Source organism: Actinocorallia lasiicapitis, from assembly GCF_054778695.1.
Genome location: NZ_BAAGZI010000004.1, coordinates 22,054 through 44,034 on the forward strand (window position 1 = coordinate 22,054; position 21,981 = coordinate 44,034).

The 21,981-nt window shown below is 67.2% G+C and carries 23 protein-coding genes; 14 read left to right on the forward strand and 9 right to left on the reverse strand.

The genetic code is table 11. The annotated features are described in order from the left end of the window. Position 1: 1 nt before the first annotated feature. The 3 genes from ACYVE7_RS01160 to ACYVE7_RS01170 form a co-directional block, all read right to left on the reverse strand. Complete coding sequence (locus ACYVE7_RS01160) at positions 2–1,699, reverse strand: ABC transporter substrate-binding protein (RefSeq protein WP_460362383.1); 1,698 nt, start codon at positions 1,697–1,699, stop codon at positions 2–4. 110 nt (positions 1,700–1,809) lie between these two features. Further along, a complete protein-coding gene (locus tag ACYVE7_RS01165; protein ID WP_460362385.1) occupies positions 1,810–2,889 on the reverse strand; it encodes an inositol-3-phosphate synthase in 1,080 nt (359 codons plus the stop codon). A gap of 80 nt (positions 2,890–2,969) precedes the next feature. Beyond that, on the reverse strand, positions 2,970–3,587 hold the full coding sequence (locus ACYVE7_RS01170; RefSeq protein WP_460362387.1) for a PadR family transcriptional regulator: 618 nt from the start codon (positions 3,585–3,587) through the stop codon (positions 2,970–2,972). 279 nt (positions 3,588–3,866) lie between these two features. On the opposite strand from ACYVE7_RS01170, the gene ACYVE7_RS01175 reads away from it, so the two are divergent. The 5 genes from ACYVE7_RS01175 (at position 3,867) to ACYVE7_RS01195 (ending at position 11,236) form a co-directional block, all read left to right on the forward strand. Further along, positions 3,867–6,797, forward strand: coding sequence for a transglycosylase domain-containing protein (locus ACYVE7_RS01175; RefSeq protein WP_460362389.1), 2,931 nt, complete (start codon positions 3,867–3,869; stop codon positions 6,795–6,797). A gap of 199 nt (positions 6,798–6,996) precedes the next feature. Further along, positions 6,997–8,247 carry a hypothetical protein gene (locus tag ACYVE7_RS01180; RefSeq protein WP_460362391.1) on the forward strand — a complete coding sequence of 417 codons (1,251 nt, stop codon included), beginning with the start codon at positions 6,997–6,999 and terminating at the stop codon, positions 8,245–8,247. Positions 8,248–9,327: 1,080 nt separating this feature from the next. Beyond that, complete coding sequence (locus tag ACYVE7_RS01185) at positions 9,328–10,284, forward strand: D-alanyl-D-alanine carboxypeptidase family protein (protein ID WP_460362393.1); 957 nt, start codon at positions 9,328–9,330, stop codon at positions 10,282–10,284. Between the two features lie 14 nt (positions 10,285–10,298). Further along, entirely contained in the window at positions 10,299–10,682 is a 384-nt protein-coding gene (locus ACYVE7_RS01190) for a guanyl-specific ribonuclease (protein ID WP_460362395.1), read from the forward strand. A gap of 8 nt (positions 10,683–10,690) precedes the next feature. Then, on the forward strand, positions 10,691–11,236 hold the full coding sequence (locus ACYVE7_RS01195; RefSeq protein WP_460362396.1) for a barstar family protein: 546 nt from the start codon (positions 10,691–10,693) through the stop codon (positions 11,234–11,236). On the opposite strand, the gene ACYVE7_RS01200 is transcribed toward ACYVE7_RS01195, so the two are convergent. After that, on the reverse strand, positions 11,219–11,989 hold the full coding sequence (locus ACYVE7_RS01200; protein ID WP_460362398.1) for a deoxyribonuclease IV: 771 nt from the start codon (positions 11,987–11,989) through the stop codon (positions 11,219–11,221). The genes ACYVE7_RS01195 and ACYVE7_RS01200 overlap by 18 nt on opposite strands. A 92-nt stretch (positions 11,990–12,081) precedes the next feature. Between ACYVE7_RS01200 and ACYVE7_RS01205 the strand changes: the two genes are divergently transcribed. From ACYVE7_RS01205 to ACYVE7_RS01230, 6 genes are all read left to right on the forward strand, one after another. Further along, on the forward strand, positions 12,082–12,216 hold the full coding sequence (locus ACYVE7_RS01205; protein WP_460362400.1) for a hypothetical protein: 135 nt from the start codon (positions 12,082–12,084) through the stop codon (positions 12,214–12,216). A 219-nt stretch (positions 12,217–12,435) separates the two neighbouring features. Further along, complete coding sequence (gene rpsF / locus ACYVE7_RS01210; protein ID WP_460362402.1) at positions 12,436–12,729, forward strand: 30S ribosomal protein S6; 294 nt, start codon at positions 12,436–12,438, stop codon at positions 12,727–12,729. Between the two features lie 30 nt (positions 12,730–12,759). After that, entirely contained in the window at positions 12,760–13,302 is a 543-nt protein-coding gene (locus ACYVE7_RS01215; RefSeq protein WP_460362403.1) for a single-stranded DNA-binding protein, read from the forward strand. Between the two features lie 114 nt (positions 13,303–13,416). Further along, complete coding sequence (gene rpsR / locus ACYVE7_RS01220; RefSeq protein ID WP_106396786.1) at positions 13,417–13,653, forward strand: 30S ribosomal protein S18; 237 nt, start codon at positions 13,417–13,419, stop codon at positions 13,651–13,653. A gap of 17 nt (positions 13,654–13,670) precedes the next feature. Then, positions 13,671–14,111, forward strand: a complete 441-nt coding sequence (gene rplI / locus ACYVE7_RS01225) for a 50S ribosomal protein L9 (protein WP_460362404.1) — start codon at positions 13,671–13,673, stop codon at positions 14,109–14,111. Between the two features lie 111 nt (positions 14,112–14,222). Continuing rightward, the gene (locus tag ACYVE7_RS01230) at positions 14,223–14,459 is read left to right on the forward strand and encodes a DUF4190 domain-containing protein (protein ID WP_460362406.1); all 237 of its coding nucleotides are present in this window, start codon (positions 14,223–14,225) and stop codon (positions 14,457–14,459) included. A 1-nt stretch (position 14,460) separates the two neighbouring features. Here ACYVE7_RS01230 and ACYVE7_RS01235 read toward each other — a convergent pair whose 3' ends face one another. Together ACYVE7_RS01235 and ACYVE7_RS01240 are read right to left on the reverse strand one after the other, a co-directional pair. Next, a complete protein-coding gene (locus ACYVE7_RS01235; RefSeq protein WP_460362407.1) occupies positions 14,461–14,649 on the reverse strand; it encodes a hypothetical protein in 189 nt (62 codons plus the stop codon). A 64-nt stretch (positions 14,650–14,713) separates the two neighbouring features. Further along, complete coding sequence (locus ACYVE7_RS01240) at positions 14,714–16,018, reverse strand: MATE family efflux transporter (protein ID WP_460362432.1); 1,305 nt, start codon at positions 16,016–16,018, stop codon at positions 14,714–14,716. A 223-nt stretch (positions 16,019–16,241) separates the two neighbouring features. Here ACYVE7_RS01240 and dnaB point away from each other — a divergent pair, with 223 nt between their 5' ends. After that, positions 16,242–18,614, forward strand: a complete 2,373-nt coding sequence (gene dnaB, locus ACYVE7_RS01245; RefSeq protein WP_460362408.1) for a replicative DNA helicase — start codon at positions 16,242–16,244, stop codon at positions 18,612–18,614. 10 nt (positions 18,615–18,624) lie between these two features. Here the strand turns inward: dnaB and ACYVE7_RS01250 are convergent, their stop codons facing one another. Next, complete coding sequence (locus ACYVE7_RS01250; RefSeq protein WP_460362410.1) at positions 18,625–19,101, reverse strand: FBP domain-containing protein; 477 nt, start codon at positions 19,099–19,101, stop codon at positions 18,625–18,627. 64 nt (positions 19,102–19,165) lie between these two features. On the opposite strand from ACYVE7_RS01250, the gene ACYVE7_RS01255 reads away from it, so the two are divergent. Beyond that, positions 19,166–19,741: a TetR/AcrR family transcriptional regulator gene (locus tag ACYVE7_RS01255; RefSeq protein ID WP_460362412.1), complete on the forward strand. Its 576-nt coding sequence runs from the start codon at positions 19,166–19,168 to the stop codon at positions 19,739–19,741. 46 nt (positions 19,742–19,787) lie between these two features. On the opposite strand, the gene ACYVE7_RS01260 is transcribed toward ACYVE7_RS01255, so the two are convergent. Next, on the reverse strand, positions 19,788–20,576 hold the full coding sequence (locus tag ACYVE7_RS01260) for a class I SAM-dependent methyltransferase (protein ID WP_460362414.1): 789 nt from the start codon (positions 20,574–20,576) through the stop codon (positions 19,788–19,790). Between the two features lie 51 nt (positions 20,577–20,627). After that, positions 20,628–21,332 carry an HAD family hydrolase gene (locus tag ACYVE7_RS01265; RefSeq protein WP_460362416.1) on the reverse strand — a complete coding sequence of 235 codons (705 nt, stop codon included), beginning with the start codon at positions 21,330–21,332 and terminating at the stop codon, positions 20,628–20,630. Between the two features lie 95 nt (positions 21,333–21,427). Here ACYVE7_RS01265 and ACYVE7_RS01270 point away from each other — a divergent pair, with 95 nt between their 5' ends. Then, positions 21,428–21,889 carry a cupin domain-containing protein gene (locus tag ACYVE7_RS01270; RefSeq protein ID WP_460362417.1) on the forward strand — a complete coding sequence of 154 codons (462 nt, stop codon included), beginning with the start codon at positions 21,428–21,430 and terminating at the stop codon, positions 21,887–21,889. Positions 21,890–21,981: the final 92 nt, after the last annotated feature.

Consider the following 21,981-nt stretch of genomic DNA (forward strand, 5'->3'; position numbering starts at 1 on the left):
GTCAGAGTTTGATCTGTGTCCAGTCGTAGGAACCGGTGGTCGGCATGAACAGGACGTTGCCGATCCGGCTCGAGTGGTACAGGGCAAGTTTCCGATCGAGCAGAGGGATGATTGCCGCGTCGTTCATGATCAAACGGTCGGCGGCCGCCCAGGCGGTCGCGGCCTTCGCCGCGGTCGGCGCCGTGAGCGCGCGATCGATCAGCCGGTTGACCTGCGGATTGTCGTATCCGCCGTAGTTCGTTGAGTTCTGTCCGTAGCCGCGGCCGTCGAACAGCGGCTGGATGATCGAGCGGCCGTTGTTGCCGTACCAGTCCGGGGTCCAGCCGGGGGCGGCGATATCCCAGACGCCTTCCTTCGCTTGCGCCGGGGTGACGATCGTCTGGCCGTAGAGACCGCCCGTGGAGTCCGGGATCATCGTCACGGTCACCCCGCAGGACCGCAGGTTCTGGGCGAGCAGATCGGCGATCCGGCGCTGGTTGCCCGAGGTGCGGTAGGGGAACTTGAGCGTCAGCGGGGTCTTGAGCAGGGCGCGGCAGCGGTTCGGGTCGCCCGCGTCGTGCGGGGTCGGGTAGAGGTCGAACTTGCGGTGGCCGAGATTGCCCGGCGGGATGACCGTGTGCAGCGGCCTCGCGATCGACGGGCCGCCGTAGATCTTGGTGAGGGCCGACCGGTCCACGGCGTACTGGAGGGCCCGGCGGACGTCCTTGCGGGCCAGCGCGCCGCCGTTGTTCGGGCTGAGGGTGTTGAAGACCAGGTAGGGGCTGTTGCTGGGGCTCTCGTGGATCTTCAGGTTCGGATCGTCGCGCAGGCCGGGCAGGGCCGCGGTGGGCAGCGGCAGGTCCCAGCTCAGATCGGCGGTGCCCTGCTTGAGCTGCTCCAGGACGGTCTCGGCGGAGTCCTGCGCCAGGACCAGCTCGATCCGCGTCGGGCCCTGGCCGCGCAGGGGATCGTCCGACCAGTTCGGGTTCCTGACCAGCACGTAGCGGCGGCCCGGCTCATAGGTCTGGATCTTGTAGGGGCCGTTCGACAGGGTGTTGCGGCGCAGCTCAGGGCTGTCGGGGACGTACCTGTCGTACTCGACGGGGGCGGGGGCGGCGAACCCCATCGCGAGGATGTTGAGGAAGTCGCCGGCCGGGCGCGTCAGAGTTATCCACAGGGTGTTCCCCTTGGCTTTCACTCCTGTGATGGGGTGGGTGTTCTGGTACTTCGCGAAGGCGGTCGCGCTACGGGAACGGACCCTGGCGTAGCCCTCGCAGTAGGAGGCGAAACCGTGAATGGTCGAGGTGTAGTACGACAGGCCGCCCGCTGGGGAGGCCGGATTGCACAGGCGTTTAAGGCCGCGCACCACGTCTTCCGCCACGATCGGCCGGCCGTCGGCCCACCGCACCCCCGGGCGCAGCTCGATCTTGTAGCGGCGGCCGTCGCGGGAGATCCCCCCGTTGGCGCGGGTCGGGATCCGGGCGGCCAGATCGGCGCGCACCGGCACCGTCTCGGCGAACGTGTCAGAGGCGGCGTAGCCGAACAGCGTCCGGGCGAACACCCTGGTCAGGGCGTAGGAGCCGACACTGATCGAGCTGGCGGTGTCCAGATGTTCCACATCGGTCGAGCCGACGATCCGCAGGGTGCCCTCGTCGCCGTAGCCGTCGGTGCCCGCACACCCGGCCAGCGAACCGCACACCAGCAGGGCCGCGGCCGTCACACTCCCACTCCTGCCGACCGTACTTTTGGTCACCGAGCACCTCCAGAACGTGAGAAAGCCCGGACGGTAACAGGTACCGGCCGGGCTTCTCGCGCTATGTGGTTATTTGGTTACCGTTCGACGTCGCCACGGATGAACGCCTCGACGGCGAGGCGGGCCTCATCGTCGTTGTACTGCACGGGCGGGGACTTCATGAAGTACGAAGAAGCCGACAGGATCGGGCCGCCGATGCCGCGGTCCTTGGCGATCTTCGCCGCGCGGACGGCGTCGATGATGACACCGGCCGAGTTCGGGGAGTCCCAGACCTCGAGCTTGTACTCCAGGTTCAGCGGGGTGTCGCCGAAGGACTTGCCCTCCAGGCGGACATAGGCCCACTTGCGGTCGTCCAGCCACGGCACGTGGTCCGACGGGCCGATGTGCACGTCGGCCTTGGCCATCTCGTGCGGGATCTGCGAGGTGACGGACTGCGTCTTGGAGATCTTCTTGGACTGCAGGCGCTTGCGCTCCAGCATGTTCATGAAGTCCATGTTGCCGCCGAAGTTGAGCTGGTACGTGCGCAGCAGCTCGACACCGCGGTCCTCGAACAGCTTGGCCATCACGCGGTGCGTGATGGTCGCGCCGACCTGCGACTTGATGTCGTCGCCGACGATGGCCACGCCCGCGTCGGTGAACTTCTGGGCCCACTCGGGGTCCGAGGCGATGAACACCGGCAGGGCGTTCACGAACGCGACACCCGCGTCCAGGCAGGCCTGGGCGTAGAAGCGGTCAGCGTCCTCGGAGCCCACCGGAAGGTAGGAGACCAGAACGTCGACCTGCGTGTCCTTCAGGACCTGGACGACGTCGACGGGCTGAGCGTCCGACTCCTCGACCATTTCCAGGTAGTACTCACCAAGGCCGTCGAAGGTGTGCCCGCGCTGGACCGTGACGCCGGTCGGCGGAACCTCGGCGAACTTGATGGTGTTGTTCTCGCTGGCGTGGATGGCGTGCGCGAGGTCCTGACCGACCTTCTTCGCGTCGACGTCGAACGCCGCGACGAACTCAACGTCGCCCACGTGATAGTCGCCGAACTGAACATGCATCAGCCCGGGGACCCGCTGGTCGGGGGTGGCGTTCTTGTAGAACTCCACACCCTGGACGAGCGAAGAGGCGCAGTTGCCCACTCCAACGATGGCTACGCGCACCGAACCCATCCGGTTGCTCCTTTTCTCTAACCCCACAGGGGTCTGGGGGGTTTGGCCCCAGGCTTCTGCTGTACGAAGGGGGGACTTCCCTAGAAGGGAAGATCCTGATTTTTGGCTGTCTCGTCTTTGCGTTGCTGCTCCGGGATCTGGGCAGCGGCTTGCGCGTGTTCCCGTCCGATGAGCTCGTTGAGCCACCGGACCTCGCGCTCTACCGACTCGAGTCCATGGTTCTGGAGCTCGAGGGTGTAGCTGTCGACCCGTTCCCGGGTCCGGGTCAGCGCCGTCCGGACGGTCTCCAGACGCTCCTCCAGCCGGCTGCGCCGGCCTTCGAGAATCCGCAACCGCACGTCGGCCTGGGTCTGGGCGAAGAACGCGAAGCGAACCCCGAACCCTTCGTCCTCCCACGCCGCCGGACCGGCCTCGGTCAGGAGCCGCTGAAGCTGCTCCTTGCCCTCGGCCGTCAGCTTGTAGACGATCTTCGCCCGCTTGCTCGCCAGCGTCCCGGGGACGGGCTCCTCCTGGTCCTCAGTGATCAGCCCCTGTGCGAGGAGCTGCTTGAGGCAGGGATAGAGCGTCCCGTAGGAGAACGCGCGGAACATGCCGAGCAGAGTGTTGAGCCGCTTGCGCAGCTCATACCCGTGCATGGGGGACTCGTGGAGCAGCCCGAGCACGGCGAGCTCCAGCACGCCGCCCCTCTTGCTGCTCACGAGTACTCCCTCTACACGACGTCTCGTTTAGATGTATCGCGCGAATGTATCGGCTCGATACATCGCAAAGATACGTACTGTTAACCAAGTCCGCAAGGTGGGATATTCCGGCATCTAGTTCGCAACGAGGTGGCCCATCCCACACACCGCTACGGGTTGCCGTCGGTACCATGGCCCGCTAGACACCTGACGCTGCTGGGCCACCCCCCTGCTCCAGCCCTACGCAGTGCCGCCGTACGGCCCCCCAACAGGTCCGTACCCCAGAGCCGAAGAGGTCGCGTGAGTTTTCCGCCGTACGGACCCGACAACGGGCCTTCCGGCAACCTGCCGGACGACGACTGGTTCCGCCCCGCCCCCAACGCGGGCGAAGAGATCTTCCGCGAGTCGGAATACGGCCGCCCCCAGCAGCCCCAGTCGTCCTTCTCCCAGGAACCCCCCTACTCCGCGGACCCTTACGCCCAGAACGCCTACTCCCAAGACGGCTACGGCGGCTACGACGACGCCCCCGGCTGGGGCGACGACGAGAACGCCCGGGCCCCGCAGCCCGCCTACGCCCAGGGCAGCCCCGCCCTGTCACCCCACTACGTGGACGAGGGCGCCCCCCCGACGACCCTCGACGCGATGCGCGGCGAAGGCCCGATCGACTTCCCGGCGCAGGGCACCAGCCCGGGCGCCGACGGCCCGGGTGGTCCCGGAGGCGGCGCGGGCGGCGGCAAGAAGAAGCGCGAAGGCTGGAAGCGCTACATCCCCAACTGGAAGATCGTCTCCGGGGTCGTGGCGCTGATGGTCGTCAGCTCGGTGACCCTCGTCGCCGTCGGCTATATGACCACGCCCACACCTGACCTGGATTCCTCGTACGCCAAGGAAGGCGTCACCGACCAGAGCTCCGACGTCTACTGGGACAAGGCGGGACCGAACTCGGCTCCGCTTTTCCAGATCGGACTGCCGCGCGAGAACGTCGCCATCAAACGTGTTCCCCTGCACGTCCAGCAGGCGGTCATGGCCGCTGAGGAACAGGACTTCGAGACCGACGGCGGCATTTCCTACCGGGGTCTCACCCGAGCCGTCGTCAACACCGCGTCGGGCAAGCAGGTCCAGGGTGGTTCGACCATCACCCAGCAGCTCGCCCGCAACTACCTGGCGACGCTGAGCACCGACCAGAGCATGACCCGGAAGTTCAAGGAGATCTTCACGGCGATCAAGCTGAACGACAAGTACTCCAAGGACTTCATCCTCGAGACCTATCTCAACACGATTCCGTTCGGCCGCCAGACCAGCGGGATCCAGGCCGCCTCGAAGTCGTACTTCCACAAGAACATCGACAAGGTCACGGTCTCCGAGGGCGCGATGCTCGCGGCGATGATCCAGCAGCCCGGCCGCTTCTGCACGCAGTGTCCGAAGACCTCCAGTGACTACAAGGCTCTCGTGTACCGCTGGGGCTACGTCCTGGACAATATGGTCGAGAAGAAATGGCTCACGCCGGAGCAGCGCGCCCAGCAGAAGTTCCCGAAGACCTACCGCAGCATTGTCTGGACCACCAAAGACCAGAGCGACCAGACGGCCTACATCCGTGAGCGGGTCAACGCCGAACTCGCCGCCATGGGTATCAATGCGGAAGAGGCCGCCACCGGCGGCTACAAGATCTACACCAGTCTCGACCCGAAGCTGATGGAGTACGCCAGGACGGCCGTCCTGCAGAACCAGCCGGTCCAGGCGAAGAGCCGGAAGAGCAAGATCCGGGCGGGTCTCACCGTCGTCAACCCCGAGAACGGCGAGATCGTCGCGTTCTACGGCGGAGATCCCAAGAGGGGCAAGAACGGGCAGTCCGATGCGGCCCTCGTCGACCGTCCGCAGATGGGTTCGTCGTTCAAGCCCTATGTCCTGGCTACGGCGCTGGAGCAGGATTTCAACATCAAGTCCCTCATCGAGGGCCGCGCGAACATCTGCCTGAACAAAGAGACCGCCGATGTCATGAAGGCCTCAGGAAGGGAGTCCTGTGAAGGCGCGGGCGGCTACTGGGTGAGCAATCGCGGGCACGGTTCCGGCTCGGCCATCACACTGAAGAGTGCGATGACGCATTCGGTCAACTCATCCTTCATCCGGCTCTCCTACAAGGTGGGGCGGGACAAGGTGGAGAATCTCGCCGGCAAGATGATGGGATTCTCACCGGAGCGGACGAAAGAGGAGTTCGCTGACTCGCCGACCGCCACCACGTTCGCCCTGGGCGTCGCGAACATCAGGGGTGCCGTGATGCGGCAGGCCGCCGGCTACTCGACGTTCGCCAACGGTGGCTATGCCGTCATGCCTCACATCATCAAAAAGGTCACCTATGTGCGGAACAATGAGCGCAAGGAAGTCACTCTTCCCTGGAAAGTCGGCAAGGAACGCCCGCAGGTCCTGACCGCGGACCAGGCCGCGCAGGCCACGGAGGCCATGCGATCCGTCGTCACCAGTGGAACCGGCATCGGCGCCTCGCTCGGGTCCCGTCCGGCGGCCGGTAAGACCGGTACGACCGACGACGGTGTCGCACTATGGTTCACCGGTTTCACGCCGCAGTACTCGGCTGCCGCGGCCGTCTTCACCTCGAACAGCAAGCCCGACGCGGTGCTGAAGAACGAGTTCGGTGGTGGCCCCCCCGCCAAGATCTGGAAGGCGTTCATGCTGAGCGCACTGGAGGGCAAGGAGGTCAAGCAGTTCCCGACTCCCGACTACACCGGCCAGACCCAGAAGTGGGACACCCCCAAGCCGACGAAGACGACGCCGACCTGTGCCGCCGAGCAGCAGGATCTTGAGGGCAAGTGCCCGAAGCCGGGTGACGGCAACGGGAACGGTAATGAGCAGAAGCGGGGCTGCCTGCAGTTCGAGCCGCCGAACCCGTTCTGCGACCCGACCATTCCGCCGTCGACCAACCCGGTGCCCGACTGGTTCTGCGAGCAGAACCCCGGCTCGCCCTACTGCGCCGACCCGAACGGCAACGGTGACGGAAACGGCAACGGGAACGGCCAGCCCCAACCGGGCGACGCCAACGGCGACGGAGTCCCCGACAACCCGAACGACGTGGACGGCGACGGAGTCCCCAACAACATGGACCCCGACTACAAACCGGGCAACGGCAATCCGGGCCCGGGCAACGGGAACGGCAACGGCGGACCCCAGAACAACGGCACCCGTCTGCCCGCCTCCTGGGTGACTCCGACCCGCACCGACTGATCCACTCCGGCTTCATCCGCTTCACTCCAGAGGCTCGCGGCTCCCATGCCGCGGGCCTCTCGCTTTTCTCGTCCAGCTGTGACCGGAGAGATCCTTTTCGGCTGTTGGGGGCGGAAAGGATGGTCCTGGTGAGGGGTTTGCGGTGGGGAGGTGGGCGGGCTTCCCTTAACGGGGGCAGAGGTGGAACGTGGTAGAACGCATGACCATGGAGACGGTGGTGCGCACGGAGTCGGGGGTCGAGAGGTGGCGGAGGCGGCTGCCGCCGCGGCCTGACCGGGCGGCGTTGGGGCTGTGGCTGCTGGCCTCGATCTCGGTCGCCTGGTTCTCGATCGTCGTCATCCGGGTCGTGCCCCACGACGGTGTCTGGCCCGACTATCTCGGCCGCTGGAACCAGTGGGACTCCGACCGTTTCCGCTGGCTCGCCGCCAACGGATACGACGGCGCTCCCACCGCGATCTACCCGCGTTCCGAAGAGTGGCCCGCGTTCTTCCCCGGCTACCCCCTGGCCATCCGTCTCGTCGGCCTGATCTTCCACGACTACCGCGCCGCGGGCATCGTCGTCTCCCTCCTGGCCGGTGCCGTCGCCTCCGTCGCCTTCTCCCGGCTGGGCAACGATCCCGCCACGTTGCCGCGGACCTTCGCTACCCGCCCGAACCTGGGCAAGAGCCCGCTCCAGTGGTGGGAAGAGGCGGTCGGGAAGGAGCGGGGGCCCGGGTTCTATGCCGTGTTGGCGTTGGTCGCCAGCCCCTGTGCGGTGTTCCTGTTCGCGGCCTACTCCGAGGCGTTGTTCCTGGCGTTGGCGGTTCCGGCGTGGTTGCTGGCGAAGCGGGGACGGTGGGAGTTCGCGGTGCTGTTCGCCGCGGGCGCGTCCATTGTGCGGATCACCGGGTTCTTTCTGGCCATCGGCCTGATCGTCGAGTTTCTGGTCGGGAAGAACGGACGGCGCGGACCAGGCGGCTGGCGGAACGCCCCCTACCTGGTGACGCCGTTCCTTTCGATCGGCGCGTACATGGCCTACCAGTGGCATCGGACCGGCGACTGGATGGCCTGGAGCCACGCGCAGAAAGCCGGATGGAACCGTTCGATCGTCTCGCCGCTGCAGTCCTTCCGCACCACCTGGGACGCGGCGTTCCACGTCGACAACGAGTGGACGAACGCGTTCCGGGTGGAGATCGCCGCCGCGGTCGTGGGGCTCCTTCTCGTCGCTTGGCTGCTGTACCAGGCCCAGTGGGCCGAGGCCGTCTATGTGGGCTCGCAGCTGGCGGCGCTGATGGTCTCCGAGTACTACCTTTCGATCGGCCGCGCGACGCTGGTCTGGTTCCCGCTCTGGATCGCGCTCGGCCATCTGGCCCTCCGCCGACGCTGGCTCTACAACGGCTATCTGGCACTCTCCCTCCCTCTCATGGGCGCGTTCGTCCTCTCCTTCATTCAGGGCCAGTGGACCGGCTGACCGTTGGCCTAAGCGGCGGTGCCGCCGCCGGAGGCGGGAGATCCGTGCGGTGATCAGGGTGAGTTGCTGTGGGGACGGATTCCAGCCCGACGCCATGAGGAGCTCCAGCCAGGCGTCGAGGTAAGGGGCTGGGTCGGTGCGGAACTCCCGGGTGATCGGCAGGACGTGCCAGCCGAGGTCGGCGAGCACCGCGCGGCGGTAGGTGTCGTGGGAGCGGGCTACGGCACCGGTGTGGTGGGCTTCGCCGTCGTACTCGGCGGCGCAGAGCAGATTGGGATGCCCCAGGTCCATCCGGTAGCCGGTGGGCGGCGCCGGAACCTGGCAGGACGGCCGGGGAAACCCGGCGTCGAGGAACACGCCCCTGACCAGGGATTCAGCCGGTGATCCGGCCTTAGGATCGGCCATAGCGACCAGCGAACGGGCCTGTGAGACGCCGTGCCCGGACAGCCGGGAGATCCGCGTCGCGAGTGATTCCCGTGAAACATCGAGCGCCAGAAACCGGTCGAGCGCCGCCAGAGCCTCGTAGCGGGGGAGGCGTCGGGCACAGTCCAGGGCGGTCCGTTCGAGGGTCGTCACCCGGACCCCGTCGACCTCAGTGACGTCCGAAGCCGGCAGATTCTCGTACCGGATCACGCTCCCCTCCGGCGCGGACTCCTCGCCGATTCCCGGCCTCGGCCCCGCGCCGGGAACCGGCACCGGAGCGGGAACGGCCAGCTCCAGCGGCCACGAAGCGGCGATCGCTCCCGGGGGCAGCACCTCCACCCCCCAGAGCGCCGCCGCCGACCGGGTGGTGAGCACGAAGCGAGCAGGTACGGCACGCGTGAGCAGCCGTGCCCGCGAGAGCGGTGTGCCGAGCCCGTGGATCGGCAGTAAGGCGAACCCGGAAGGGTCCTGAGCGAACAAGGAGAGCTGAGGCGAGTCGTCCATGCCCCCAGCATCCGATCCCGCGACCCCCGCCAACCGACCGAACTAGATTCTGGGGATAACTTCTCGTGCTGAAAACGCGCGAACTTCTTGTTTGCCAAGGGGTGGGGCGGCTGGGAGGGTGGCCGCCCGGGGTCGCTGTGAAGGGGGAGACACGTGCGCGGGGTGGTGGTCGTGGTGACGGCCGGTGCGGTGCTGGCCGGCTGGACGGGAGGGGCTTCGGGCGCGGAACGGGACCTCGATCCCCTCGGCCTTTCCGCGCTGCTGAGCCGGCCTGAAGCGGTCCAGCCGTCCCTGCCGGCGGCCAAACCAGGACATCCCGCCCCGAAGATCAAGGCGAAGGCCTCCCTGCTCCAGTTGAACGGGAAGACGATCTGGTCGGAGAACGCGACCGTCCGACGTCCCGTCGCCAGCCTCACCAAGGTCATGACCGCCGTCGTCGTGCTCCGTTCCCGGCCCGATCTCGACCGTGTCATCACGATCAAGAAGAAGTACACGACCTTCGGCGACAAGTACGGCGCCACGGAGGCCCGTCTGGTGAAAGGCGACAAGGTCAAGGTCCGCGATCTGCTCTACGGCACGCTCCTGGAGTCGGGCGCTGACGCCGCCGCCGCGCTCGCCGACACCTACGGCCCCGGCTATGACGCGTTCATCGCGAAGATGAACGGCGCCGCCAGGTCCCTCGGCCTGAGGAACACGAAGTACGCCAACTTCGACGGCCTGCCCTACCCGACCCAGTACACGACCTACTCCACCGCTCAGGAGCAGGTGAAACTGGCCAGGTACGCCTACCGCTTCAGCGCCTTCCAGAAGATCGTCGCCACCAAGAAGATCAAGGTGACGAGCGCGGGCGGACGCACCTACACCTGGACCAACACCAACACGCTCCTCGGGAAGTACAAGGGGATGCTGGGCATCAAAACGGGCTACACCGACAAGGCGGGCTACTGCCTGCTGTTCGCGGCGAAACGCAACGGGAAGGTCCAGCTCGGCGTCGTCCTCGGCTCGCCGAACCCGAACCGGCGCTTCACCGACACCGCGCACCTCCTCGACTGGGGCTTCGGCCTGCGGGCCCGCGGCCACTCCTTCCGGAGCGAAGTCACCGCCGACTAGTAACGTGACGCGGTGTGATTCGACTGCTGCGCACGGTCCTGGCGGCCTTCCTGCTCCTGACGTCGGCCGCGTGCACCACGACCGTCACGGAACCGGCGCCCGCGGCGATCAGCCCGTCCGGCTTCCGGACGATCAGCCGTGCGGCGCTGCCCGCGGAGGCCCGCACCACCCTCGATCTCATCGCCCAGGGCGGTCCATACCCCTACAAAAAGGATGGAACGGTCTTCGCGAACCGGGAACGGTTGCTCCCGGCGCGGCCGGGTGGCTACTACCGTGAGTTCACGGTCCCCACTCCGGGGGAGAATGATCGTGGCGCGCGCCGCGTCATAGCGGGCCGGGATGGCGAGCTGTTCTACACGCCCGACCACTACCGCACCTACCTACTGATCACTGGCTGAGGACGGACATGCACGGGTTGGCAGGGCTCTATGCCGGACAGGTCGCGCCGGGCGTCTACCGCTGGGAGATCTCCGACGAGGAGCTGTTCCGCACGGAGAAGAAGCAGTCCGGCCTGACCCGCACCCCGGACGGCCGGCTGGCGCTGCCGCTGGCCATGGGCGGCGGCCACTCGGACGTCGAGATGCCGCCGTGGCTCCGGGCCGGCGAGGAGTCCGGCTGGGAGGTCTTCGGGCTCGGCCCCGCCGCCACCAAGCAGGAGTTCCTGACCCGCGCCGGCGACGTCCTGGAGTTCCCCGACTACTACGGCGAGAACTGGGACGCCTTCTACGACCTGCTCACCGATATGGAATGGCTGCCCACCGACAAGGGCTACCTGATCGTCTGGGCGGGGTGGCGGGCGCTGGCCGACGGCGACCGCGCCTCCTTCGACACCGCACTGGAGATCTTCGTCGACGCCGCAGGAGTCTGGAGCGAATCGGACACTCCGCTGTTCGTCCTGCTGCCGGACGCCGACGGCGCCGACGAGATCAAGGAACTACAGCGACTCGCGTAGCCAGGCGATGTCCTCGGCCTGGCCCGCCGCCGGAGTCTCCACCACGATCGGAGCGCCGGCGGTGCGGCAGACCGTGAGGATCAGCTCGGGGTCGATCTGCCCCTGCCGCAGGTTGGCGTGACGGTCGGCGCCCGAATCGAAGGCGTCACGGCTGTCGTTGCAGTGGATCAGGTCGATCCGCCCGGTGATCGCCTTGATCCGTTCGACGGCGTCGAGCAGGGTCTCGCCGCCGGCGTGGGCGTGGCAGGTGTCCAGACAGAAACCGACGTTCTTGTCCATGTCGGCCACACCATCCAGGGTCTCCCACAACTGGGCGATCCGGTCGAACCGTCGGGCCATGGCGTTCTCGCCGCCCGCCGTGTTCTCGATCAGCACCGGGATCGGGCAGTCGAGGCGCTCGAACACCTTCCGCCAGTTGTCGAACCCGACCTGCGGATCGTCCTTGCCGTCCAGATGGCCGCCGTGCACGATCAGGCCCTTCGCGCCGATCTCGGCCGCCGCCGTCAGATGCTGCTGGAGCAGCTTCCGGCTGGGGATCCGGATCCGGTTGTTGGCCGTCGCCACATTGATCCGGTACGGCGCGTGGACGAACACGTCGATGTCCGACGCTTTGACCAGGTCGCCCAGCCCGTCGGGGATCACCGGCGCCTTGTAGGACTGCGGGTCGCCCAGGAAGAACTGGACGACCTCCGCTTTCACCTCTTCCGCTGCGACGAGCGGATCAAGGTCTCTGACATGGGCTCCGATACGCATGAACCCCAGGTTATCGGCGGGTCGCGGCCCGGTCTCGAATTTTGTCGGACCTCCGCGCTAGGGTCGAACACAACTTCGACCGAGGAGGGCCGATGAACGAGCTGAACGTCATGCCGGACGCCGATCTCATCGACGAGCTGTCCACGCTGACCACCCAGACCGCCAAGATGAGGTCACGCATGTTCGACCTCATGGCGGAACTGGACAGGCGGCGCGCGGCGGCTTGACCCCTCTCGGCGGCCGACCTTCCCCCAAGCACCGCCGGGAGGCGCCAGTGACCGGAGGGCCGCCCGGCGCTCCAGCCGGCGAGCTGGAGCATTGGGCCCGACAACCTGCTGGTTGTTGGTAGCCTGTTTCAGTCCCGCACTCTGCGCGGGGCACGAAGGCTTAGCCCTCCTGTCACGGAACGGCCGTGACCGCATCAGTCCAAAGGAGGTAGGGACCGCATGTCGCGTCGCTACGAAGTCATGGTGATCCTCGACCCGTCGCTCGATGAGCGTCAGATCACCCCCACCCTCGACGGCTTCCTGAACGTCGTCAAGACCGGTGGCGGATCGGTCGAGAAGGTCGACGTCTGGGGCCGCCGGCGCCTGTCGTACGACATCCAGAAGAAGTCCGAGGGCATCTACGCCGTCGCCGACCTCACCGCTGAGCCCGCGCTGGTCAAGGAGCTTGACCGCCAGCTCAACCTGAGCGAGTCGGTGCTGCGTACGAAGGTCCTGCGTCCCGAGGTCCACTAGACACCTCTCTCGTCGGGAGCGTTACCCCTTATGGCAGCAGGCGACACCACGATCACTCTCGTCGGCAACCTCGTCGAGGACCCGAACCTGCGGTTCACCGCGAGCGGCCAGGCCGTCGCGTCCTTCCGCGTCGCGTCCACGCCCCGGTTCCTCGACAAGGCGACCAACGAGTGGAAAGACGGCGAAAGCCTCTTCCTCACCGTCAACGTGTGGCGGCAGGCGGCGGAGAACTGCGCCGAAAGCCTCCAGCGCGGGATGCGGGTCATCGTGCAGGGCCGCCTCAAGCAGCGCTCCTACGAGACCAAAGAGGGCGAGAAGCGCACCGTCTACGAGATCGAGGCCGACGAGGTCGGTCCGTCTCTGAAGAACGCTTCCGCCAAGGTCACCAAGACCACCCGTCAGGGTGGTGGCGGTAACTTCGGTGGTGGCGGCGGAGGCGGCTACCAGCAGGGTGGTGGCGGCGGTTACCAGCAGGGCGGCGGTGGCGGCGGGGGTTACTCCGCGCCGGCCGACGACCCCTGGGCCAGCCCCGCCCCGTCCGGCGGCGGATTCTCCGAGGAGCCCCCGTTCTAGGACGGCAGGCCACTCGCCCGCAGGTTGAACCCGTGGCGACGCCCCGTGCGTAGCCACAACTGTCCGATACAGTCCATTCCCGCTTCGGCGGGGCTCTGAACAAGGAGCACCACGATGGCCAAGCCACCGCCCCGTAAGCCCAAGAAGAAGGTCTGCCTGTTCTGCCAGGAGAAGATCTCTTACGTCGACTACAAGGACACTCCGCTCCTGCGGAAGTTCATCTCCGACCGGGGCAAGATCCGGGCCCGCCGGGTGACCGGCAACTGCACTCAGCACCAGCGCGACGTCGCCACGGCGATCAAGAACGCGCGCGAGATGGCGCTGCTCCCGTACACCTCCACCGCTCGCTAAGGAAGGGTGACCAGATCATGAAGCTCATCCTGACTCAGCAGGTGGCCGGCCTGGGCGCTCCCGGCGACGTCATCGAGGTCAAGGACGGCTACGGCCGTAACTACCTCGTGCCCCGCCAGTTCGCGATCCAGTGGACCAAGGGCGCCGAGAAGCAGATCGCGGTCATCAAGAAGGCCCGCGCCGCTCGCGAGATCGCGACGCTGGAGCAGGCCAAGGAGATCGCGGACTCGCTCAAGGGTCTGAAGGTCGTCGTCAAGGCCCAGTCCGGCAAGAGCGGCCGCCTCTTCGGCGCCGTCACCGCCGGTGACATCGCCGAGGCCGTCAAGGCCGCCGGCGGTCCCGACCTCGACAAGCGCCGGATCGAGATCGGTAACCCGATCAAGACCACGGGTTCGCACCAGGTCGTCGTCCGGCTGCACGCCGACGTCGCCGGCACGGTCAACCTGAACGTCGCCTAACGAAGATCAGCGGCCGTCTCCTCGGTTACGGCCCGCCATCTTCCACCGAAACGGGCCGGATCATAGCGATCCGGCCCGTTTCGCGTTAAAAGCCGTGGGAACATCAGCTTCGTGCGTCGCACCAACCCCTACGCTGTCGCGTCCCTCGTCTGTGCCGTTCTCTGGGGCTGCTGGCTCGGCAGCCTCCTCGCCGTCTTCTTCGGCCACCTCGCCCGCCGTCAGATCCGCGCCCATGACGAGCGCGGCTACCCCTTGGCGACCGCCGGGCTCGTCCTCGGTTATGCCGCTCTACTCGTCTTCGTCTTCCTGCTCTTCCAAGGCGACACCTGGGTGCGTCCCGAGGACTGACTCAGTTCTCGATGCCCGTGTACCTGGTGCGCCGCCTGATCTCCTCGGGGTTGATCCCCTCGACGAGAGCGAGGGTGACGGCTACGCGTTCGGCCAGCGCGTCGGGCGGCAACCCGGCGAGGCCGTGCGCCGCCAAGTCGTCGATGGCCTGGGTGAGGCGAGCCAGCCGGTCGCCGTGCGGTGAACGCATGTTCGAAGTTTAGCGAAGAGGGCCGACAGTTCGAGCAAGTTTTCGAACTCCTGTTCAAGGAGATTCAGGTGCTGCGCGCCGCACCCGTGATGAGCCAGGCGCCCGTGCGCGCCCGCAACGCCAGAGTGACCAGCCGCGCCAGCATCCACCACCCGATCGCCAGCCAGAGCACCACCAGCCCCTGCCCGGCCGCCAGCCACGCCGCGGGCAGGAAAGCCAGCAACGTGACGACCTGAGCCCACGCCAGGTACCGCATGTCACCCGCGCCGATCAGCACGCCGTCCAGCGCGAACACCGGACCGCCCAACGGCTGGATCAACGCCACGACCAGCAGCGCACTCCCGAGCAGCGCATGAACCTCCGGGCTGGACGTGAACAGCCAGCCCACCCACGGACGCACCGCCAGCAGCACCAGCCCGAACGCCACGGCCGTCCACAGGCTCCACTCCAGCATCCGCCTGGTCGCCGCCTTCGCGCCCGGCACGTCGCCCGCCCCCAGATACCTGCCGACGATCGACTGGCCCGCGATCGCCACCGCGTCCAGCACATAGGAGGACAGCAGCCAGATCCGCGAACTGATCCCGTACGCCGCGGCCTCGTCCGAACCCTGCCGGGCCGCGACGATCGTCGCGATCACCAGCGTCGCCTGCAGGCAGACCGTCCGCACCACCAGCGCCACCCCGGCCGTCGCCGACGCCCGCACGCCCGCCCGATCCGGACGCAGCGAAGCACCGTGCGCACGCGCCAACCGCACGACACTCGCCAGATAGAACAGCGCGCCACCCGTCTGCGCGAGCACCGTCCCCCACGCCGACCCGGCGATGCCCCAGCCGAACACGAGCACGAACACCGCGTTCAACAGCAGGTTCACCGCGAACATCGCCGACGCGATGCGCAGCGGGGTCCGGCCGTCCTGGAGGCCGCGCAGCACACCCGTCCCGGCCAGCACCACCAGCATCGACGGCGCGCCCAGCAGACTGATCCGCAGATACTCCACGGCGTACTCGTTCGGCTCGAAGATCCCGACGATCTGCGGTGCCAGCGGAACCCCGAGCGCCACCAGCAGCGCGCCGATCCCGAGCGCGAGCCAGATCCCGTCGACGCCCTGACGGGTCGCGTCCCGCAGCCGGCCGGCGCCGACCTGCCGGGCCACCGCGGCCGTCGTCCCGTACGCCAGGAACACGCAGACGCCGATCAGCGTCATGAGCGCCTGCGCGGCGATCGCCAGACCTGCCTGCTCCGCCGTCCCCAGCCGGCCGACGATCGCCGTGTCCGAAAGCAGGAACAGAGGCTCCGCTACGAGCGCCCCGAACGCCGGAATCGCCAGCGCGAGGATCTCCCGGTCATGTTTTCTTTTCCCCACAGGCAGTGGATGACGTTTCCGCAGCTCAAGCCCCTAATCTTGGATCTGTCCACGGCGTTGTCCCCAGGTTTTCCACAGGTCGTGCACAGCCCTGAGCCCGTCTCTGCACAGGTCGTCCACAGGCTTATCAACAGATCAAGTTGGGTGTAGCGCCGTTCCCCCCGAGAATGTCAGACGCGTCAGTTAGAACTGGGGCGTGGGGTTAGTCCAGGGGGAAGGGGGTGGCCGGATGAGCGTCGCGGAGATCCCTAGGGAACCCGAGTTCGAGCGAGTCCCGCCGCACGACATCAACGCGGAGCAGTGTGTGCTCGGCGGCATGATGTTGTCGCAGGACGCCATCTCAGACGTGATCGAGGAGCTGAAGTCCTCGGACTTCTACCGCCCCGCTCACCAGATCATCTACGACGTCGTCCTCGACATCTACGGCCGAGGCGAGCCCGTCGACGCCATCACCGTCGGCGCCGAGCTCACCAAGAAGGGCGAAGCGGCCCGCACCGGCGGCGCGCCCTACCTCTTCACCCTGATCAACTCCGTTCCGACGGCCGCCAACGCCGGCTACTACGCCAAGATCGTCCAGGAGCGTTCGATCCTGCGCCGCCTCGTCGAGGCCGGCACCCGCATCGTCCAGCTCGGCTACGCCCAGGGCGCCGAAGCCGACGACCTCCTCGACCAGGCCCAGGCCGAGGTCTACGCCATCGCCGACAAACGCAGCGGCGAGGACTACCAGCCCCTGTCCGAGATCATGCCCGGCGCCCTGGACGAGCTCGAAGCCATCAGCTCCCGCGACGGCTCCATGATCGGCTGCCCCACCGGCTTCACCGACCTCGACGCCCTCACCAACGGCCTCCACGGCGGCCAAATGATCGTCGTGGCCGCCAGACCCGCCATGGGGAAGGCTCTTGAGCTTTCCACTGCTTTGCCGACTCCCACGGGCTGGACGACGATGGGTGAAGTCAACGTCGGAGATCTCCTGATCGGCGGAGACGGCAAGCCGACCAGAGTCGTCGCCGCCACGACGGTCATGATCGGCCGCCCCTGTTATGAAGTCGAATTCTCTGACGGCACCGTTATCGTTGCCGACGCTGAACATCAGTGGAAGACAACGACAAGAGCGAGCCGTCGGCAGAAGAGCGAGAACAAGCAGAATCTCTCTTGGGCGAACGACGCGATTTCGCGTGTGCGTGACGGTGGCCAGCTCGTTGTGCGTCATGTGTCCGTGCAGGAGAGAGCCGAGCGTCCGATCGGTTTCGCGACGACCGCTGTTCACACCGAGACCAAGACCACCGAGGAGATCGCGAAAACGCTCCGCTGTGCCGATGGGCGCCCCAACCACGCTGTGCCGACGGCCAGAACATTCGACCTGCCTGAAGTCGAACTCGCCGTTCATCCCTACGTCCTGGGTGCATGGCTCGGGGCCGGGATAAGCTCAGACGAGGCTGGACTGAGTGCGAAGCTTCGCGAGATCGGCGTCTTCGAGAACAAGCACATTCCGCAGGCTTACCTTCGGGCCTCGCGCGAGCAGCGGATGGATCTGCTCGCAGGTCTGCTGGACACCGACGGCTCCATCTCGGAGATCGGGCAGGTCCAGTTCGGGGTCGTCAACAAGAGACTTGCCGATGACTTCCTTGAACTTGTGCTGAGTCTCGGCTGGAAAGCGACCATACGGGCCAAGAAGGTCGAGGGCCGGCGCGAGGAGACCTCGACGTTCTATCGGATCGACTTCACTCCTACGGAGATCGTGTTCGGGCTGTCACGGAAGGCGGAGCGGCAGCGCGCGAAGGTGGACGTCGACGCGAAGACGCAGGTGCGGTACATCGTGGATGTGCGTCCGATCGAGTCGGTGCCGGTGCGGTGCGTGCAGGTGGACAACGACGATCACATGTATCTGGCGAGCCGCGCGTGCATTCCGACGCACAACTCGACGTTGGCGTTGGATTTCGTCCGGGCGGCTTCGATCAAGCATGGGTTGACGTCGGCGTTCTTCAGCCTGGAAATGGGGCGGAACGAGATCACGATGCGTCTGCTGTCGGCGGAGGCTCGGGTGGCGTTGCACGCGATGCGGTCGGGCACGATGAACGACGACGACTGGACTCGGCTGGCGCGCCGCATGAGCGAAGTGGCGGAAGCGCCGCTGTTCATCGACGACTCACCGAACATGTCGATGATGGAGATCCGTGCCAAATGCCGTCGCCTGAAACAGCAGCATGACCTTCGTCTGGTCGTCATCGACTATCTGCAGCTGATGACTTCGGGAAAACGCGTCGAAAGCCGCCAGGTCGAAGTCTCCGAGTTCTCCCGAAACCTGAAGCTCCTCGCCAAGGAACTCCACGTCCCCGTCATCGCCCTCTCCCAGCTCAACCGAGGCCCCGAACAGCGCACCGACAAACGCCCCATGGTCTCCGACCTCCGCGAATCGGGCTCCATCGAGCAGGACGCGGACATGGTCATCCTGCTGCACCGCGAAGACGCTTACGAAAAGGAATCACCCCGTGCGGGCGAGGCCGACTTGATCGTGGCGAAGCACCGTAATGGTCCGACCGCCACGGTGACCGTCGCCTTCCAGGGGCACTACAGCCGCTTCGTTGACATGGCGACCAGCTAGCTCACGGGAGTCAGAGCAGGTTGATGAGGAAGGCGGAGAGTTTTTCGGTGGTGCGGGTGATCTGGGCGGATAGCGGGAGGGACTCTTCGAAGCGGCCGCCGGGGGCGGGCTTTTTGATGCCTCGGAGGTAGAGGGAGCAGTCCAGGTCGGTGCAGATGTGGAGGCCGAAGGAGTTGCCGCTGGAGCGGCGGGCCGTCATCAGGGAGACGCCGTCGCCCGGGTGGGTGGTCAGGCAGAGAGAGCACATGCTGCGGCGCGGCTGGGTGCGCGACGGGGTGACGGTGCGCAGCAGGACGCCGATGAGCCGGCCCTCGTGCTCGGTGACCAGGTAGGAGCGGTCCGATCCGGACAGGTCGCGCCAGCCGAGGAAATCGAGGTCGTCCCACGGGCGGTCGGCCAGATCGCGGGGGATCGCGAGCCGCTTGGCCTCACCCTTCGTGCAGTTCACGAACGAGGCGCGGATCTCGGCTTCGGTGACGGATCGCATAAGGCCAAGCTACGATTCCTAGAGGCTCTAGGCAAATGGTTAATCATCCTAGGAAGGCGGGTGGATGGCGCGAGCCGGACTCACTCCCGACCGGATCGCTGTGGCGGCCGCCGATCTGGCCGACGAGATCGGTTTCGACGCCGTGACCGTCACCGCACTCGCCCGCGGCTTCGGCGTGAAGGACGCCAGCCTCTACTCGCACGTCAAGAACGTCCAGGATCTGCGGGCAAGGGTCGCCCTGCTGTCGGCGACGGAGTTCGCCGACCGGCTGGCCGCCGCCGTCGCCGGCCGCGCCCATGAGCAGGCCCTCTACGGTTTCGCCGACGCCTACCGCGCCTTCGCCGTCACCCATCCGGGCCGCTACGCCGCTGTCCAGCTCCCGCTCCTGCCCGACCTGGCCGCGACGTCCCCGGGCCACCGCCGCCTCATCGAGATCACCACGGCTGTCCTCCGCGCCTACGACCTCCCCGAACCCGACGCCACCGACGCCGTCCGCCTCCTCCGCAGCACCTTCCACGGCTTCACCGTCCTCGAATCCACCGCCTCCTTCCACCTCCCACGCCCCCTCAACGCCACCTGGCCCCAACTCCTCCGAGCCCTCCACCTGACGCTCACCACCTGGCCCCCCGCCACCCCTTGACCCCGAAACCGCCGCGATCCGGCACCGTTCCCCGCGACTTGATCCCTCATGTGCCTCTGATGTGGAGGCTTGTGGTGCGGTAGGTGGTGGTGATCATTGGGCGGAGGAAGGGGCCGGAGGAGGTTTCGGGGGTGGTGGTGAGGAGGGCTCTGGCCTTGGCGAGGACGGTGGTTCTGGCTTCGGGGGACAGGAGGAGAAGCTGGGAGTGGGTCTGGAAAGTGGCCAGGAGGGAGTCGACGGTGCGGGGCTGCGGGTTGGGGAAGTCGGCGCGTTCGGCGGGCGGGAACAGGGCGGTGCCCGACAGCATGGGGACGGTGCGTTCGTTCAGGTAGGACGCGGTGTTGCCGGTCAGGGACTTCAGCGCGTGCAGCCAGGGCACCCGGTCGTCGTCGACGTTCCAGAGGGCGGCCAGCACACCGCCGGGCACGAGAACGCGGGCGATCTCGGCGGCGGCGGACTCCTGGTCGAACCAGTGCATGGCCTGGCCGACGAGAACGGCGTCCACCGAGGAGTCGGGCAGGGGGATCGACTCGGCGGTGCCCTGGTGAGCGGGCAGGTCGGGAAGGCGGCGGCGGAGCTCGGCGAGCATCGCCGCGTCGGGTTCGACGGCCGTCAGATGCCCGACTTCGGGCAGGCCGAGCAGCGTCTCGGTGAGTTTGCCGGTTCCGGCGCCGAGATCCAGGACGCGTCCGCCGGGCGCGTCGGCCAGGCACCAGCGGACGGCGTCGGCCGGGTAGCCGGGTCTTGCCTCCGCGTAGTCCGCTGCGGAAGCGCCGAAGGAGGAGGCGCGCCGCGCCACATGGTCCGGGTCTTCGCCGGGGAACACGCTGCTCACCCTGCCACCGTAGACACCGCCCTCCGGCCGGGGTCACGCGGGGGCGACGGCCTAGAGGAGAGCCAGGACGGGGAGCAGGGCGGACGGCCGGGCGTCGGCCGGGAGAGGTTCGACGAGGTGAAGGGGACAGCCCAGGGCGGCGGCGCCGGTGTCGGCGTGGAGGTCGTCGCCGACCATGAGGACGGCGGCCGGCGGCAGGCCGAGGGCGGCGCAGGCGGCTTCGAAGACGGACGGGTCGGGCTTCTGAGCGCCGAATTCGTAGGAGAGGAGGTAATGGTCGATGTAGGGGGAGAGGGCGTGGTGGCTGAAGACGGGGCGGAGGTCCCAGCCGATGTTGCTGACGACCGCGACGGGGATGCCGCGTTCGTGCAGGGCGGCGAGGGTCGGGGCGGTGTCGGGGTAGGGACGCCACGCGGCCGGATGCTGAGTGCGGTCGTAGAGCGCGTCGGCCAGCAGGCGGGTGGTGAAGGACGGCAGCGGCGGCAGCGCCTCGATGGTCAGGGCGGTGTAGGCGGCGCGATGGTTCTCGGCGGTGAGGTCGCGGGTCGTCCACAGGGGGTGGATACGGGGCGGGATCTCGGCCGGGGCCGGGCCGCCGGGTTGCGCGCCGAAGTGCTCCAGGCGCTCCACGCAGGCGAGGATCGCGGCTTCGGGCAGGGACGTCTCGGACGTGTCGAGCACCGCGCGGACCCACTCCTCGATCGGCTCGATCCGCAGCAGCGTCCCGGAGAAGTCGAACATCACACCTTTGATCACGCCTCGCACCCTATGAGGTCCGCAAATTCTGGATACAAAATGTCCTAGATCTCTGGTAATCTTGGACCCAAGACATCCAGAATGAGGGAGTGCGAATGCTGGTGCGTGCTGCGGAACAAGAAGTGGTGCTGACGGCGCCGAAGGCCCCCGTGCACCTGCTCGTCGAGGACGCGGACACGACGCTCTACCGGTCGGTGCTGCGGGACGGGTCCGACGGTGCGCCCGCCCATTTCCACACCCGGGCGTCCGAGATCTTCCACGTGCTCAGCGGAAAGCTGGAGTTCCTGCTCGACGAGGAGGTTCTGATCCTGGGGGAGGGCGACACCCTGGTCGTGCCGCCGCGGGTGCCGCACGCGTTCGGGGCCGTCGCGGGCCAGGACGTCGAGGTGCTGTGCAGCTTCACCACCGGAATGGGCCGTTTCGACTACTTCCGGCTGCTGGAGCGCGTCCAGCGGGGGGAGGCCGATCCGGGGGAGATCGCGGCGTCGGCGGAGCGGTTCGACAACCACTACTTCGTGAGCCCGCTCTGGCGGAAGACGCGGGGGCACGCGGCCTGAGCTGGGGGTGTCCCCGGGCAGAGCGTGACCGCACCACGCCCTGCCCGGGGTGTGTCTCCCCGACACCAGCCGGTGAACGGCCGCGATAAGAG

Coding starts and splice junctions, on each gene's coding strand:
- ACYVE7_RS01165 (WP_460362385.1), bottom strand. CDS start 2,889: ATGGGTTCGGTGCGCGTAGCCATCGTTGGAGTGGGCAACTGCGCCTCT.
- ACYVE7_RS01180 (WP_460362391.1), top strand. CDS start 6,997: ATGACCATGGAGACGGTGGTGCGCACGGAGTCGGGGGTCGAGAGGTGG.
- ACYVE7_RS01195 (WP_460362396.1), top strand. CDS start 10,691: ATGCACGGGTTGGCAGGGCTCTATGCCGGACAGGTCGCGCCGGGCGTC.
- ACYVE7_RS01200 (WP_460362398.1), bottom strand. CDS start 11,989: ATGCGTATCGGAGCCCATGTCAGAGACCTTGATCCGCTCGTCGCAGCG.
- ACYVE7_RS01205 (WP_460362400.1), top strand. CDS start 12,082: ATGAACGAGCTGAACGTCATGCCGGACGCCGATCTCATCGACGAGCTG.
- rpsF (WP_460362402.1), top strand. CDS start 12,436: ATGTCGCGTCGCTACGAAGTCATGGTGATCCTCGACCCGTCGCTCGAT.
- ACYVE7_RS01215 (WP_460362403.1), top strand. CDS start 12,760: ATGGCAGCAGGCGACACCACGATCACTCTCGTCGGCAACCTCGTCGAG.
- rpsR (WP_106396786.1), top strand. CDS start 13,417: ATGGCCAAGCCACCGCCCCGTAAGCCCAAGAAGAAGGTCTGCCTGTTC.
- rplI (WP_460362404.1), top strand. CDS start 13,671: ATGAAGCTCATCCTGACTCAGCAGGTGGCCGGCCTGGGCGCTCCCGGC.
- ACYVE7_RS01235 (WP_460362407.1), bottom strand. CDS start 14,649: ATGCGTTCACCGCACGGCGACCGGCTGGCTCGCCTCACCCAGGCCATC.
- dnaB (WP_460362408.1), top strand. CDS start 16,242: ATGAGCGTCGCGGAGATCCCTAGGGAACCCGAGTTCGAGCGAGTCCCG.
- ACYVE7_RS01250 (WP_460362410.1), bottom strand. CDS start 19,101: ATGCGATCCGTCACCGAAGCCGAGATCCGCGCCTCGTTCGTGAACTGC.
- ACYVE7_RS01255 (WP_460362412.1), top strand. CDS start 19,166: ATGGCGCGAGCCGGACTCACTCCCGACCGGATCGCTGTGGCGGCCGCC.
- ACYVE7_RS01270 (WP_460362417.1), top strand. CDS start 21,428: ATGCTGGTGCGTGCTGCGGAACAAGAAGTGGTGCTGACGGCGCCGAAG.